At 40.2% G+C, this 16068-nt stretch carries 16 protein-coding genes; 2 read left to right on the top strand and 14 right to left on the bottom strand.

Annotated features, from left to right (window positions below):
- Window positions 1–59: 59 nt before the first annotated feature.
- The 3 genes from NWP17_RS08225 to NWP17_RS08235 all read right to left on the bottom strand — a co-directional run bounded on the left by NWP17_RS08225 (window position 60) and on the right by NWP17_RS08235 (window position 2154).
- Window positions 60–1220 carry an LptF/LptG family permease gene (locus NWP17_RS08225; RefSeq protein WP_280654426.1) on the bottom strand — a complete coding sequence of 387 codons (1161 nt, stop codon included), beginning with the start codon at window positions 1218–1220 and terminating at the stop codon, window positions 60–62.
- A 58-nt stretch (window positions 1221–1278) separates the two neighbouring features.
- A complete protein-coding gene (locus NWP17_RS08230) occupies window positions 1279–1650 on the bottom strand; it encodes a hypothetical protein (protein ID WP_280654427.1) in 372 nt (123 codons plus the stop codon).
- Between the two features lie 177 nt (window positions 1651–1827).
- A complete protein-coding gene (locus NWP17_RS08235; protein WP_280654428.1) occupies window positions 1828–2154 on the bottom strand; it encodes a hypothetical protein in 327 nt (108 codons plus the stop codon).
- Between the two features lie 188 nt (window positions 2155–2342).
- Between NWP17_RS08235 and NWP17_RS08240 the strand changes: the two genes are divergently transcribed.
- Window positions 2343–3071, top strand: a complete 729-nt coding sequence (locus NWP17_RS08240; protein WP_280654429.1) for a DNA-binding response regulator — start codon at window positions 2343–2345, stop codon at window positions 3069–3071.
- Between the two features lie 50 nt (window positions 3072–3121).
- On the opposite strand, the gene NWP17_RS08245 is transcribed toward NWP17_RS08240, so the two are convergent.
- From NWP17_RS08245 to xseA, 6 genes are all read right to left on the bottom strand, one after another.
- Window positions 3122–3283: a hypothetical protein gene (locus NWP17_RS08245; protein WP_280654430.1), complete on the bottom strand. Its 162-nt coding sequence runs from the start codon at window positions 3281–3283 to the stop codon at window positions 3122–3124.
- A gap of 5 nt (window positions 3284–3288) precedes the next feature.
- Window positions 3289–4455, bottom strand: a complete 1167-nt coding sequence (bioF, locus tag NWP17_RS08250; protein WP_280654431.1) for an 8-amino-7-oxononanoate synthase — start codon at window positions 4453–4455, stop codon at window positions 3289–3291.
- A 160-nt stretch (window positions 4456–4615) separates the two neighbouring features.
- Entirely contained in the window at window positions 4616–5260 is a 645-nt protein-coding gene (gene ruvA / locus NWP17_RS08255) for a Holliday junction branch migration protein RuvA (RefSeq protein ID WP_280654432.1), read from the bottom strand.
- Entirely contained in the window at window positions 5257–6006 is a 750-nt protein-coding gene (locus tag NWP17_RS08260; RefSeq protein WP_280654433.1) for a sucrose-phosphate phosphatase, read from the bottom strand. The genes ruvA and NWP17_RS08260 overlap by 4 nt, the downstream gene beginning before the upstream one ends.
- A gap of 185 nt (window positions 6007–6191) precedes the next feature.
- Window positions 6192–6425 carry an exodeoxyribonuclease VII small subunit gene (gene xseB, locus NWP17_RS08265; RefSeq protein ID WP_280654434.1) on the bottom strand — a complete coding sequence of 78 codons (234 nt, stop codon included), beginning with the start codon at window positions 6423–6425 and terminating at the stop codon, window positions 6192–6194.
- Window positions 6418–7665: an exodeoxyribonuclease VII large subunit gene (gene xseA, locus NWP17_RS08270; protein ID WP_280654435.1), complete on the bottom strand. Its 1248-nt coding sequence runs from the start codon at window positions 7663–7665 to the stop codon at window positions 6418–6420. Before xseA ends, xseB begins: the two co-directional genes overlap by 8 nt.
- A gap of 301 nt (window positions 7666–7966) precedes the next feature.
- On the opposite strand from xseA, the gene recA reads away from it, so the two are divergent.
- Entirely contained in the window at window positions 7967–9037 is a 1071-nt protein-coding gene (gene recA, locus NWP17_RS08275; RefSeq protein WP_280654436.1) for a recombinase RecA, read from the top strand.
- Window positions 9038–9446: 409 nt separating this feature from the next.
- On the opposite strand, the gene NWP17_RS08280 is transcribed toward recA, so the two are convergent.
- The 5 genes from NWP17_RS08280 to NWP17_RS08300 all read right to left on the bottom strand — a co-directional run bounded on the left by NWP17_RS08280 (window position 9447) and on the right by NWP17_RS08300 (window position 15967).
- Window positions 9447–9674, bottom strand: coding sequence for a DUF2949 domain-containing protein (locus tag NWP17_RS08280; protein WP_280654437.1), 228 nt, complete (start codon window positions 9672–9674; stop codon window positions 9447–9449).
- Between the two features lie 441 nt (window positions 9675–10115).
- Window positions 10116–10640, bottom strand: coding sequence for a DUF192 domain-containing protein (locus NWP17_RS08285; RefSeq protein WP_280654492.1), 525 nt, complete (start codon window positions 10638–10640; stop codon window positions 10116–10118).
- Window positions 10641–11095: 455 nt separating this feature from the next.
- Window positions 11096–14467 carry a maltose alpha-D-glucosyltransferase gene (gene treS, locus NWP17_RS08290; protein ID WP_280654438.1) on the bottom strand — a complete coding sequence of 1124 codons (3372 nt, stop codon included), beginning with the start codon at window positions 14465–14467 and terminating at the stop codon, window positions 11096–11098.
- Between the two features lie 170 nt (window positions 14468–14637).
- Complete coding sequence (locus NWP17_RS08295) at window positions 14638–15351, bottom strand: DUF4079 domain-containing protein (protein ID WP_280654439.1); 714 nt, start codon at window positions 15349–15351, stop codon at window positions 14638–14640.
- Window positions 15352–15511: 160 nt separating this feature from the next.
- Entirely contained in the window at window positions 15512–15967 is a 456-nt protein-coding gene (locus NWP17_RS08300; protein ID WP_280654440.1) for a DM13 domain-containing protein, read from the bottom strand.
- Between the last annotated feature and the right edge of the window lie 101 nt (window positions 15968–16068).

Raw genomic sequence — 16068 nt, forward strand, 5'->3', positions numbered from 1 at the left:
TGTTTAATAATCAAGTTAATATTATGCTATTGTACGTGAATTGATTGGTTTGGTTGGTCTCATGATGATGAACTTTTTTTAATTAATAAATAAACTCCTGCGCCAGTGCCAACTAGATTTGGTAGCCAGATCCAATAAAATGAGATAATTTCTGATATGATCAGGATATTAGTAATTAATTGAACAGCATCATATAAAAGAATAATCGCTAAAGTTAAACTGAAGCTGTTATATCTTACCCTTGGTTGTAGATTGATTCCGATCGCTGAACCCAACAAAGCAAATACAGCACAGGACACGGGTAAGGTAAATCTTTTTTGTAGATGAACTTGTAGACTCCGAAAATTTCTGCGATCGCCTGCTTTTTGGAAAACCAACAATCGTTGATAAACTTGAAATATATTCATTTCTCTGTTATCAAGTGTTTCTTGATCTATTTGCAATTGTAAAGCTATATTAGGTAGATATAAAGGCATGGTATCAAACTTAATTCTTTCACCATAAGAGCCATCTGCATTAATTATATTTTTCACACCCTCATAAAAATAGCAAAATTTCTGCTGTCCATAGCATTCAGCAAACCTGGATTTGATAATTACTTTTAACTTTTCTGAATCTCTCATTAATAAAGTGACTTGTTGCATCTGCCCATCAGCAAATCTCTCGGCATATAATAGATGTTTGAGATAATTCTGTTGAGCTAATGAATCCAGGGTATTTTCATCATCTATTTGTTGGTAAAAAATATCATTTTTTTGAAAATATAATCTATTTATATTCATAGCTTTTTCTAGGGTAATTGCAGCTTTATAGTTAGCAGGAATCACAATCACTTCATTAAATATAAATAATACAGGTATTAACAAAGCAGCGACCATGACCGCAGGATAAACTAATTTATCTAAACTGACTCCACAGCTGTGGATGGCAATAATTTCACTGGTATTTGATAATTTTTTATAAGTAAATATAGTAGCTAGTAAAACAGCAATAGGCGCAGCAAAAACAATAAACTCAGGTAGTTTAAGTAAATGAAGATATATTAATCTTTCAAAGGTTAACTGTCTTTCTATGAGAAATTTGAATTGTTCAAATGATATCCCAATTGATTCGGCAACAATGGTAACGATAGCAATGCTAAATAATAAAGGTGGAATTAGCTCTGAGATTAAATAACGCTCTAGTAATGAGAGTTGAGGAAAAATATTAATTTTTTTCATTGATCATTGATTTAAGCGGGCAAAATGCCCGCAATGTTGGACCAAAAATGTATTTTCCCTAATTAGCCTGGTTGATGAACCTAACCGCCTCTCTTTGTGCTGTTTGTACCTCAGCCCGGCAAGTTGTACCTTGTTGACTCAAACCAAATCTGTCTACACACTGACCAGTTAAATCTGTGGCTACGCTATTAATTTCTCCAAAAGTTGTATTTCTATCAATTGTTGTAGTAAAACCTAATGAGGGGACTCTGAGAGTCAAAGTACTAGGACTAGGACTAGGACTAGGGGAACTCCCTCCCCCAAAAGTAGGAGTAGGGGTAGGAATAGGTCTATCAGACGTATTACTTGATGTACCACCACTACAAGAACTAATCATTACACAGATCATCAAAATTCCCACAAGCTCACGGGAGGCTAAATTTTTTGACATAAACTTAATCTCACAACGTTATATTTATTACAGGGGGCTGAAACAGAGTTTTCCCAGTAAGACTCCTATTTGATTTTTGAAAAAAACTCAATGTGCTGTTACTGATTTTTTCGTGTTCGTTCCCTGTTTCCTGTCTCTACGAGTAATTTCAGTAATCAAACGTGATTTGTAAATTGATTATCTATCTCTAAAAGCAACTGGGATACTAGAGCCATCTGGCCGTCTCCTCGGACCAAATTCACATCTTCCTCTTGAACCATCACTAAAAGTTCTCCGAGGAATCGGGGTCGAGGAATCTTGACAATCACTCCTGTATTGTTGCCATTCTAGTTCTGCTCTTTCAGAAGGACTAGGACTAGGACTGGGACTAGGACTAGGAGTAGGACTAGGACTGGGACTAGGTCTATTAGACGTATTACTTGATGTACCGCCACTACAAGAACTAATCATTACACAGATCATCAAAATTCCCACAAGCTGACGGGGGGCTAAATTTTTTGACATAAACTTAATCTCACAACGTTATATTTATTACAGGAGGCTGAAAGAGAGTTTTCGCAGGTAAATAAAAAAACATGAGACATAGTGGGAAAAATGGGTTTTAGCATCTTGCCTGCTAAGAATGCACCTTACTTGGTTAAAATTCCCTTTTATTGCCTATACTATGCTTAGTATATATAATGGACTAATTTATGACAACATCACAACAACAAGAAATTCTTAACTTACGGGAATTGAATTTAACTCCCAAACAAATAGCTCGAAAACTAGGTATCAAAGTATCAGAAGTCAATGAAGTGCTTCAAAATCAAGCACAGCAAACCGCATTAAATAGATTAGCAAAAGGAGAATTAGATCCCATATATCAGTGTTTAGCCAACGATTTTCTGGTTCGATTGATACATACAATACCAAGAGAAAACCACACCAACAATCCACTCGCAACAATCGACCCTGTGGAAAATAGTGATGATATTGATGTAGGGTTGGGATTGGTGATTATTGCCAGGGAAGCTAGATATAATCGCATCTCGTTTTGTAGTTATCTTTTAGATGTATGGTGCTTGGGTGTTAAGGATACCATACCACCACGTACAGTAGACAGGATAGATTTTAAAAGAGTTGTAGAACAATTATTCGATATGTTTCCCGGAAAACCCCAAGAAGTTACCCTTGAAGTTGCCCAAGGAATCATATTTAGTGCTTGCGAATACTCAGAAAGTTTAGGATTTCAACCACACAAAGACTTTGAACAATCGCGATCGCATATTGGAGAATGGGATGGGATAATACGTATTAAATGTGGTCGTAACGGGAAACCATGCTATGTGGGCGGTCCCCACGATGATTCCCAACAAATAATAGAAACATTACGGCAAACCATGGGCGAGGGGAATTTTGATTTTATACAGGATATTTGATATTTATTAAGTACAGTTTCCAATTCAACCTCCAAAATTTACAACCCACCTTACAAATCTGATAACCGGGGAATTGTCACTGGTTTTAAGTCACCGACAAGCTGATAGTGGAGGCTAAGTTGATTTGAACATCGGGCGATACTAGCCGTAATTTGCAAATTAGGCAGAGATTCAGCATAAAATGGTTGTAGGGAAAATGTGCGTTGTCTCATCAATCTTATAAAATCTCACTGAGAACTGATACCAATTTTTCGATATGTGCTGCTTGGTGAGTAGCCATCATAGATATGCGTATCCGACTGGTGGGAACCGTGGGGGGACGAATCGCAGGGGCAAAAATGCCCTTACTAATTAGCTGTTGACCAACTCTGAGGGCTTCTGCTGCACTGGGTAACTGTAAACATAGTATAGATGATTGTGTAGGTAATAATTTTAGGTGGGGTAGTTGTTCTTGAATTAACCTTTTTAAATATTCCACATTCCGCCACAGTTGGACTAGACGTTGCGGTTCTTGTTGTACTATTTGAATTGCTGCTAAAGCCGCCCCCGTGTCTGCGGGTGACAGTGCGGTAGTATAAATCCAACTGGGCGCACGATTACGCAAATAATCAATGAGGTTAGCACTTCCTGCTACATAGCCCCCTAAACTGCCCAGAGCTTTGCTCAAAGTACCGACTTGAATTATAGTCCTGCCGGTACATTGAAAATGTTCCATACAACCAGCACCAGTTTTTCCTAGCACTGCGGTACTGTGGGCTTCATCTATCAGCAGCATACAGCTAAAGTCATCAGCTAGATTTAACAGTTCTGGTAAGGGACATAAATCCCCATCCATACTGAAAACGCTATCAGTAATTATCAAACAACGGCGATAGTTTTGGCGATACTGACTCAACAAATTTCTTAATCCAGCAACATGACAGTGGGGATATGAAATTAACTCCGCACCGCTCAGAATTGCCCCATTTTTCAAACTAGAATGATTGTATTCGTCCGATAAAATTAAATCACGCTTACCTACCAAAGCGGCGATCGCCCCCAAATTAGCCAAATACCCAGAACTAAACACCACAGCATCTTCTGTTTGTTTCCAAGATGCTATGGACTCTTCCAATTCCCGATGTAATTCCCGGTGTCCGCTAAGTAATCGAGAACCAGTGCTACCAGTACCCAACTTTTCAACAGCAGTAATTGCCCCTTGTATCAAGCGTTCATCCCCAGCCAACCCCAAATAGTCGTTACTGGCAAAATTAATTACCTCTTTACCGGACAAAAGCACAGTTGCGCCGGGTCGTCCGTGGATTGGTAGTACTGAACGATACCAATTAGCTCGCTGAATAGTGGCTAAAGATGCTTGTATCCAACTATAGGGGTCTTGAGGCATATGATTATTCTTGACATCTCCCCTGGTTGAAACACAGGGTATTCTAAACTGATATTGCTACACGGTCATCAGACACGCTACGCAACGTTTACGATTTAATTTATTAAATAATATCGTCTTGGGGGTGTCATAGATGCAAACCTGAAAACTGAGACACCAATTACAAATGACTAACCTCTTCATTGCTACTCAGGTAAGCGATCGCTTGTTTAATCCAATCTTCCACATAAGCATCTTTCGGTAGTCCAACATCTTCACTAACCACGTGTAAAGCGTGACTAACTTCATTAGCAGTATATCCCAAAGCGAAAAGAGTCATTTGCACTTCTTCTAAAATTCCTGGTGCCGGTCCCCCCGTAGCCACAAAGAACCCTGCTGATTTGCGCCACTCCACTAATTTAGTTTTCAATTCCAAACAGATCCGTTCGGCTGTTTTTTTACCCACACCAGGAGCTTGAATTAAAATTTGGGTATTGCCAGTAATAATAGCTTGGACTAAATCTGGTAATTCCAAAGTATCCAAAAGCGTGATGGCTAAAGCAGCCCCAATACCGCTAACAGTTAGCAGGTGGCGGAACAAATCACGTTCTGCGGGCGAAGAAAAACCGTAGAGAAACGGCACTTCCTCGCGAATTTGCAGATGGGTAAAAATTTGTGTCACTCCTCCGGAATTTGGCAACTGCTGTGTCAACCGTTGGGGAATTTGCAAATCATAACCCAAATTATTAACTTCGAGAGTCAAAATCACCCGACTCCCGCCCATTGTTTGAATACCAGCGACAATCCCTTTAAGATAGCTAATCATTCTAAAAAACCGAAATGTTTTAATCCTTCGAGAATTCCACCAGCACAAACAGCCTGCGCGAGGTAACGATAGTTAGCGGGATACTCCTCGTGCCACTGTAGTAACTCTGGACGGGCATTTCCCACTATAATTCCTCGTTCGTTGCCTACAGCAAACAAAGCAATATCATTACCCGAATCACCGCAGACAACTGTTTGTTCTGCTGCAAAATTCCACTTTTGACGGAGGAACTGCATTGCCTGACCTTTATCGCTGGTACGAGGCACAATGTCAAGGTCAACACCGCTACTATAAATTAACTTTATATTCAATTTCGATGCCAGCAACCGCGCTTCTAGTTGGGGTAAAACATTTACAGCTAATTCTTGATGTAAGAAAAAACTGACTTTAAAACTACGTTGTTCTGAATCTGGTTGCAGCGCTAACTCAGGAAAAGACTGAGCAATTTTTAACACCAATTCTCTATCCCACCCAGAGGAGAGAATGGCTGACCAACTCCCATCCGGGGTATCCTGACTATCTAAATAAATTTCCGTACCCACAGACAGAACTAAAGCATCCGGTTGCATCAATTTTTTTTCTTGCTGGAGTTCACGGTACAGAATGGGCGATCGCCCTGTGGCATAAACAATTTTAGTGCCGTATTCTTGGCGATGTTGACTCAGGTATTGGCTGAGTTCCTTTAACGCTGTATCATTACCCACAAAAGTGTGATCTAGGTCAGTGACAAACAGAAATGGTTTCATAGTCTTCATATACTCGCGGTTATTAGTGGCCTAAATACCTAACAATTATGTAAAAAATGGGTTGAAAACCCCGTCCTTCTACGACGGCTTTTTAGTGTGTTATGATGCAGGAGTAATCTGCATAGGGCATCTAGATTTGTATGGTATCCACATCCCTAACACCGGGGATATATATGCTGATCATTTCACTCATCGCTCAAAGTTTCAATTAATAAATCTACCTGTTGTTGTCGCTGCTGCAAAAAACTTTCACACTGATGTAGAGACTCAACAGCAGTAGAAAACTGCTCAAACACTTCCTCTAACTCCAACTCACCCCCCTCAATGCGAGAAATAATTTCTTCTATCTCCACAACCTTGTCCTCAAAACTCCAACCAGGCATAGAATTAATACTAAAACCATCCTTACTTTTAACCATTTAATTCTCCTTTTCCTAGTGGCTCTGTGTTAGTAACCTTCACCTTAACCTCTCCTTGCCCCAACTGAATCAACAAACTTTGGCCCACCGCTAAGTCAGAAGCAGAACGAGCGATCGCCCCATTTTCCCCCCTCACCACAGCATAACCACGTCGCAATACCGCCTTGGGGTCAAGACTAGCCAATTTTTCCTGTAACAATTGTAAGTGCTGCTTTGCCTGGTTACCTCGTCCGAGGGTCACTTGTACCAAATGCCGCTTTTTCCAGATTAGCTGCTGCATCTCCTGTTGCAGCTGTTGATCTAACCCCAAACGCCGCAAACGATACCGTAAACTCTGCAGTTGATTCTCAGCAGTCGTCTCCTGTTTCCTTACCGCTTGACTCAAGGTAGCTATTCTTTGCCGATGCAGGTTATACAACTCGGAGAGTGAGGGGACAGCAGTTTCTGCTGCTGCCGTTGGTGTATGTACATAGACATCTGCAACTAAATCTACTAAAGACTCATCCCGTTCATGACCAATACCAGTAATTACTGGTACTGCACAACCAGCAACAGCCCTGACTACCCGTTCATCGTTAAAACAAGCCAATTCTTCAACTGCCCCGCCTCCCCGTGATAAAATCAACACCTCTGACCTACCGTCACGATTGACCCGATTAATAGCCTTAACTATAGAATCTGCTGCTTGCTCACCCTGCACTGTAGCTGGAGAAAATAAAACCTGTAAACCTGGATATCTTTGCTTCAAAGTTTTTTGAATATCTCCCCAAGCCGCAGCAGTGGGAGAAGTCACCACAGCAATAGTTTGGGGGTGTTGTGGTAGGGGACGTTTCCGTTGTGCATCAAACAATCCCTCAGCCAGCAAGCGATTTTTTAGTTGTTGATAGCGTAGCGCCTGTAACCCAGCACCAGCAGGTATAATTTGGTAAACAGTTAACTGGTACTCTCCCCGTTGCTTGTAAACTCGAATGCTCCCCATGACAATCAACTGCTCACCATAAATTGGTATTTGCGCCAACTTGGGTAATTGATTTTTCCATACCACACACTTAATTACAGCAGTACCACCAGGGTCTTGCAGAGTAAAAAATAACCCCTTATGATGATTGTTGGCGCTGGAAACTTCCCCAGTTACCCAAACTTGCTGTAATTGATCATCTTGCTCTAATAAGAAGCAAATATAGTCACTTAACCCAGCTACTGAAAGGGCTGTATCGGCAATCAGAGAGTTAAAATTCATCACACTGTGTTAGCATTGGTGCTGGAAAGATTTTAGCATTTTTCCCATTCCCCAGTCCCCTGGGCATAGTCCCCAACTTTTATTTGATTTGATCATTGTTGCCTGTAAACTGGAGTTAGTCCCATATAAATGGCCAAATCTGACTACAACTTTCCGAGCGATCGCGTTACCATGTGGTGACCCTTCCCAACTTCAAATTTGTATTTGAGAATTTTCTGGTTAAAATAATATATCTGTTCTACTCAAACTTCTGCCCCAAGAGTTCAGCACATCCGTATAATTCATATATTTAGAGGCAAGAATGGCTATAAACACAGATACTTCTGGCAAACAAAAGGCATTGAATGCAGTACTCACTCAAATTGAGCGCAGTTTCGGTAAAGGAGCAATTATGCGCCTCGGGGATGCCACCCGGATGCGAGTAGAAACAATTTCTACTGGGGCGCTCACCTTAGATTTAGCATTGGGCGGAGGTTTACCCAAAGGACGGGTAATTGAAATTTACGGACCAGAAAGTTCTGGTAAAACCACAATAGCCTTACACGCTTTAGCAGAAGTGCAAAAAAATGGTGGTGTTGCCGCCTTTGTTGATGCTGAACACGCCCTAGATCCCACCTATGCTGCGGCTTTAGGTGTGGACATCGATAACTTACTAGTTTCCCAACCAGACACAGGCGAATCAGCATTAGAAATTGTGGATCAACTGGTACGTTCGGCGGCAGTTGATATTGTCATAGTTGACTCAGTAGCAGCACTAGTTCCTCGCGCTGAAATTGAAGGCGATATGGGTGACACCCACGTTGGTCTTCAAGCCCGGTTAATGAGCCAAGCCCTCCGCAAAATTACTGGCAACATAGGTAAATCTGGCTGCACAGTTATTTTCATCAACCAGTTGCGGCAAAAAATCGGTGTTACCTACGGTAGCCCAGAAACCACCACTGGTGGTAATGCGTTGAAATTTTACTCCTCGGTACGTCTGGATATTCGCCGGATTCAAACTTTGAAAAAAGGTACTGAAGAATTTGGTAATCGGGTAAAAGTCAAAGTCGCTAAAAATAAAGTTGCACCACCTTTTAGAGTCGCCGAATTTGATATTATTTTTGGTAAAGGAGTTTCCACTTTGGGTTGCCTGGTTGACTTAGCAGAAGAAACAGGCGTTATTGTCCGCAAAGGAGCCTGGTACAGTTTCAACGGTGATAACATTTCCCAAGGTCGAGACAACGCCATCAAATATCTAGAAGAAAAGCCGGAGTTTACAGAACAAATTAAGGAACTGGTACGTCAAAAGCTGGATATGGGGGCTGTTGTTTCCGCCAATTCAGTCTCAAAAGTTAATGAAGATGATGAAGAGTTTGAACAAGAAGAAGAGTAAATAATTTAAATAATTTAAATTATTTTATAAGACTGAACCTTGTATAAGTTCAGTCTTTTCTATAACAATATTTCTCTAAGTGGCAGTCCATCTTTCATCACTCTTGAAAACAGTATTAATTATAATTGGGGGACTGGTGGACTCGGTAATGCTATAAACAATGATAACTTATAGCATTTCTTAAACACGTAAGATACAAATGCAAATGATATAAGTTTTGTAATGCGGGCATCTTGCCTGCTAAATGTGTACCTCACTTGGGCAAAATTCGCTATATCAGTTATCTGTGTTTGACATCAACGAGGGAATGCGATCGCTAGATTTACGTTGGTCGATGAGTAATGGTCAAAAAGCAGTAAGTCCAGATTACTCGAAACGTTCAATACTGTGCTTAAATTAGCGAAAGCTATTACGCCTTTTCCAACCAATCATAAATTTGTTCTAACTGTTCTAAAGTAATTAACCCATACTGCCAAAGAATCATCGGTAACGGACCTGGATCTTGCTCCCGATGTCGTAAAGCAACAGCCAGGGAAGCCGCAGAAATTGACAAATCTTCCTGTAGAAAATGAATCAGTCGCGAATATGTTGATGGTGGCATTTGTAACGCACCTCCTTTGATTAAATGTATTGTCATGTAACCATTTACCATTTCTCAGTAACCAGCAGCTAAATATTTCATTGGTAAGTGGTAATTACCGGATAAACGCTGGAAAACATTTGGCTTGAACTTATCCAACAGAGGATTTTACAGATACAACTAGAAGATTCCTAGTTTAGAGCATCACTGATCTGCTCAATTCTCAGGCTGCAAAATACTCAGGTATAGTTTGGGTTAGTCCTTTTAACCATCATGTTGGCTTGAATCAGCAATTTAGTAACAGAGATTCCATAGCTAATACTCCCTTATGAGGGTACATTTACACTTACGTCAAAAGGAATATTTTTAGTATCCAGAGCGTATAAATATTATTTGGCCTGGAAAATGAAAATCCTATTCTTGTTGGTACTTTACTTTTTTATACTAAGATACTCATTGAGGATGAGCGGTAGCTGACGGAAGCGAGTATGGTAAAATTTATAACTGTAGACTTTCTTGATCTAAAAACTCAATTTTGACTAGTTCACCCTCCTGCAAATTTAACTCCGCAGCCCGTCCCGATCGCAATTCAATGACCATATCAATTGGTACGTCTGGTCCATAAGTAGGACAAGGTTCACTAGGACAGGGGGGTGCAGCAGCCTGAATATACTTGACTACCCCATTTTGTAAAAACACCATATCCAGAGGAACTGGGACATTTTTCATCCAAAATCTCACGGGTTGGGGAGAAGAGAACAGGAATAACATACCGCGATTATCTGGTAAAGGTGGGCGATACATCAAACCTTTGGACTGCTCTTCCGGTGTTCGTGCCACTTCTAATTCAATTTTCCTCCCATTAGAGACAATTGCCTCTGCAGAAATGGAGAGCAATTGACCATTGCTTGCTTGGATTTGATTGCTAGGGGTGGGTGTAGTAGATTTTGCTGTTGTTTCCATAGAACAGCCCATCAGAAAAAGACTCAACAGCACGGGGATTAAACTTAACCAAGGCATGATATAATAGCTAGGATTGTGATCTAAATTTCAATTTTACAGAATTTGAGCCAAAAAGCACACAAAATTTGGTCTGTTCTTATGTGGTGAATACAGTGATGGATCAGATTAATACTGGTACTGTGAACAGCAGTACAAATCAATAATTATACTTAGAAGCTGTTAGCACCAGGTTAACAGAGGACACAATTACCCAAGTGGGCAAAATCCTCAACCCACTAGAGTTTTTTACTCCGCCATGAAGCAGATATTAAATTGTTGCCCCTAATTTATGAGGTTATTGATCAAACTAAGAAAATTATAACCAGAGATTTTTAAAACAGGTATAGAAAATGTAGCATATGAAAGTATTGTTTCGCCGCAAGAAGAAAATTTTTTTTTAGAAACTTATTCTGGAATATTGATAACTAGCGAATACCTAGAGAAAATGTCCCATATTTTCCCAAGCACAGCACACCTCAACCCTCAAATAACAATTGCAAAATCAGTCGCAGGGGTATTTCTACATAATCTGGACGATACTTGAGTTCATAATCTAGTGCCTCGATGGTCTTTTGCAAAACATAAGCAAACAGCAGCAGTTGTAGTTGTGGTTGAGTGTTTGGTAAAAAAGCGTTTTTACTAGCAGTTGCTAGATAAGAATTACAGAAAGCAGCACTCACCCAGATATACCAAAACTGCGCCCATTGTTCCATCACAGGCAAGTTTTCCCAGCGCACCATGCCAGTTTCTATTTCATAGCGCAAAGCCTCAGTCACAGCATAATTGAAGGATACCAGCATTCCCGCCACATCTCGCAAAGGCGATCGCTTGCGGCGACGTTCACTCAAACTTCGGGCTGCTTTGCCTTCAAAATGAGTGATAATAAAATCTCTGCCAGTGTATAGCACTTGCCCCAGATGATAGTCGCCATGATAACGAGTCCGCAAGGCGATAATTTTCTGATTTACAAGTAACTGGAAACGCGCCAGAATCTCCTGTTGGTTGTTGAGAACATCTGCTGCCAATTCTTGGGTTTGAGATGGTAAATCTTCTGTTCTTTCTCTAAGCAACCGGAAAACCCGGCCGGTAAGGTTGCGGGCATCTTGATATATTGAACGTTGGTAAAGGGAGGAAAAAGGTTCTGGGGCAAAGTCGGGGTTATCTGTATCTGTAGCCAAGGCAATATGAAGTTCAGCTGTGGACTTACCCAAAATTTCCGCATTGGGAAGGTAGGAGTTGATGGTTTGAATAGCCAGGTCAGGAATATCAGTTCTTTGTAAATCCAGTAATGAACCTGACGGAATGGGAACTTCGCTAATGCTTGCTTGTTGTGTAGTCACCACATCAAAATAATGGCGCAGGCTATCCAGGGTGTAGTCCCAGCCACTGCGGGTATCCAAAATCAACTCTTGTAATATGCCTACTGTCATTGGTAACGCTTGACTATCCCTAAATCTACTTAAGGGACGGTACTCTATAGCACCTGCTACTGGTAAAAAATGTTGTAAGTGTTTTTTCTGCCCCAGAAATCGGCGAATTTCTAAATCTGGGTGCATACCTTCCTCAAATTTCCGGAAGAGTTTTAAACAGAGGTGTTCACCATAAACTATATAAGTGTTAGTTTGTTCTTCTTCTTTGAGGATATTTGCTTCTTGGTCTGTGTTTGGTGAGTAAACTAAGGAAAATAAATCAGTGGTGGTGGCAAATAATTCTCCTGTTGTTCCCTTGTATAAACGATGATTTGCCATTGCTTCTAACAATTCAGTGAGAAAGTTCTTATCTAGTAAGGCATCAAATAAAATTCCCACTTCTGGAGTTTGGGGGGAAGTTTCTCTCTGCACTTGCAGGCGAGAAATCACACCTTGGGGCATTTCTGTTAACAGGTGCATTGCTTGATTGCCTTCGGCATAACCGAGAAATAATAGATAAGTTTCCCGCTTTCTCTCGATATAATCTACCTGTAACCACACCATCTCGGCTATATGCTGATGGTAGGGTATGGCAACACTTTCTACAATTTGTACTGACTGCAAAGGTTGGGTTTTACCACCAAACCATTTACAGGTATAAAGGTAATCCCTTAGTGTTGATTCCAGAATACCTTTTAACTCCCGTTGGGAAATCACATTTTGCCACTGTTCATGAACAATTAATGTGGGTAACTCGGCTTGGGGTTTGGGTGGCTGAGTCAAGCTAGGTTTAAGTTTGAGGATAAACCAGTAAAATCCGTAGGGACTCAGACTGAGAAAATAAGGCGATTCTCCAATGGCGGGAAATTCTGTGTAACCAAAGATTTCCACTGGTACTAGTCCATTGAAGTTGGATAAATCTAATTCTGCTGTCTGCACATAATGAGATAAATTTGCTACTATAAGTATGTGTTCTTCACCGTAGGTGCGGCGGAAAGCAAAAACTTTGCGGTTATTGGGGTGTAAAATTTCAAAGTTGCCTTTGCCCAAGGACTGAAGCCGGTTACGAGTAGCAATTAACCGTTTCATCCAATACCAGAGAGAATTAAAATTAGCCCGTTGTGCCTCAACGTTTACTGCTTCATAGTGATATTCTGAGTCGATAACTACAGGTAAATATAAGCGGTGGGGATTACTGCGACTAAAACCAGCGTTACGGTCAGAACTCCACTGCATGGGAGTACGTACACCATTGCGATCGCCTAAATAAACATTATCGCCCATGCCAATTTCATCACCATAATATAGTACAGGTGTTCCTGGCAGAGATAACAACAAACTATTGAGTAACTCAATTTGGCGACGGTCATTGCCTAATAATGGTGCTAATCGGCGACGGATACCTAAATTTAATCTCATTACTGGGTCCTGGGCATAAACCCGATACATAAAATCCCGGTCTTCATCTGTCACCATTTCTAAAGTCAATTCGTCATGATTACGCAAAAATAACGCCCACTGACAGTTATCTGGGATATGTGGAGTTTGTTGCAGAATATCCACAATAGGGAAGTTGTCTTCCATCTGTAGAGCGATAAATAAGCGCGGCATCAGGGGAAAATGAAAATTCATGTGACATTCATTCCCATCTCCAAAATATTGGGCTGCATCCTCCGGCCATTGATTGGCTTCAGCCAGAAGCATTTTGTCAGGGTATTTTCCGTCAATATGCGATCGCAATTGTTTCAAAAAAGCATGAGTTTCTGGTAAATTTTCGCAGTTTGTCCCTTCCCGTTCATATAAATAAGGCACTGCATCCATTCTTAATCCATCTACACCCATTTCTAACCAGAAATCTAAAACATTAAATACCGCTTCCCTCACCAAAGGATTATCATAATTTAAATCTGGCTGATGGGAGTAAAAACGATGCCAGTAATAAGCCTTTGCTACTGCATCCCAAGCCCAATTAGAGGTTTCAAAATCTTGGAAAATAATCCGCGCTTCTTCATATTTTTCCGGCGTATCACTCCACACATAAAAATCACGTTCTGGACTGCCTTTAGGGGCACGGCGTGCCCGTTGAAACCAAGGGTGTTGGTCGGAAGTATGATTAATAATTAACTCAATAATTACTCGGATACCGCGCTGATGGGCTGCTATTAATAACTTTTTAAACTCTTCTAATGTGCCATAAATCGGGTTCACACTAGTATAATCAGCAATATCATAACCATCATCTTTCAATGGTGAAGGAAAAAACGGCAGTAACCATATAGCAGTAATCCCTAAATCTTGTAGGTAATCCAGTTTTTCTATTAACCCTCGCAAGTCACCAACACCATCAGCATTACTATCAGCGAATGCGCGAATAGGTACTTCGTAAATAATGGCATTCTTAAACCATAATGGGTCATTTTTTACAATTACGTTAGGCATTGCATCTATTTAAAATTACATAATAGCCAAAATGACAAATTTATTCATCTAACTTATGTTAGATGAATCAGTTACATCCAGATTACTGCCAATGACGTATGGAACGACCTAGTACATCTACTTGGCCCACTTAGGTAAAACAGGCTATAAATCTTGGCTACCACAAATTACTATCTAGTTTGATTTGGCGTGAGACAGGTTTGATTCACAAAATCACACTGATAAATATAAGGTTCTTGCCAACTCAAAGGAATTTCTAATAAGTCTCTTGTTCCCGTCATTCCTTGCCCCATAAATAGTAATAAAGCAATGCAGTTTAATATAATGTGAATCAGCCGCCAACGATTAGACCTATCTTGATAAATATCTTGGACAATAGCAACAGCAAATATCATCAGCAATGAAGCGGCAATTCCCAGATAGTAATGTGACCAATACCACTCATTTGTTCGCCGAAATACTCCATCCTGGCAACCAAGAATTACTAACCCTGCACCGCTTAAGGTGGCAAAAACTCCCCGCCATAAACGCTGCTTTGCCCGGTAAAGCAATACTAAAGAAGCAAGAGTTACAACAAACATCAATAAAATGAATATCACTAATAAAGGTGACTGATTCCATAATTGTTTCTTAATAATATTTTTGCCAATTGAGTAAGCTATTGCTATTAAGGATAAACCCACAACTGAACTTGTTAACCAGTCGCCAAACTCTTTATGTTCTTTACCAACTACAGGCGGAATTTTGCTTTTATTTCCTGCTAAAGTTTGCAAGCGACGCTGGCGAGTTTGCCAAGCAAAATTAACAACAATCCCTATCAAGGGAAAAACAAACATAACCGCCAGCGCTGGATGTATAAGCCTGAAAAAATCTGCTGTTTCCATAAGAGGGTGTCTGAAAAGTTTTTAATGGTGATGTTAGACAATGATTGACACCCCAAAACCCTTAATAAGAAGCATATAAATTACTCAAATTTACCTGGTAAAGGGAGGGGTATCGAAAAGTTTATGAGAAAAATAGCAGGATTTTTGAAAAATCCTACATTTATAAAACCGCATAGCCAAAAGTAGCGTTAAACTTGCGACACCATATAGCCACAGATTTAAATTCTGCTAAATTCAGATTATCAGGTAAAGCATAACGTTGAGTACCACTTGTTTTTTCTAACGCTGCAATGCTGACATAATCTTTTTCTTGAACACGATAGATGGGTGGTTTTTCAGAACGATGTAAAATCACAAATAAATCAGGTCCGTTATCCGTTTTGAAATCTTGAGCAAACTCTAGGTAACGTTTACCGTTTTCTGTAATTACACTTACTTTTCCTTGAGTTGGATGTTCCCCGTCCTGAAAACTTCCCGCCTCAGCAACAGCAACAGGATTGGCTATATTTGTTGCAGATGGCGTTTGAGTTTCTAGTTGATTTGAAGTTCCCTCTGTGGCACAGCCTAGGGTAACCATGGCAGTAATAACCGCAACTAGTAAATACTTAAGTTTCATATCTTTAATATCTTTAGACACAAATCCAAGGATAATTTATACCTTTATATTTCAGCTAAGAACTTAGTAAAAATTTACAAATTACTAGTTTAAGTATTTTT

Source organism: Chrysosporum bergii ANA360D (genome assembly GCF_029891735.1).
GTDB classification, from domain to species: domain Bacteria; phylum Cyanobacteriota; class Cyanobacteriia; order Cyanobacteriales; family Nostocaceae; genus Umezakia; species Umezakia bergii.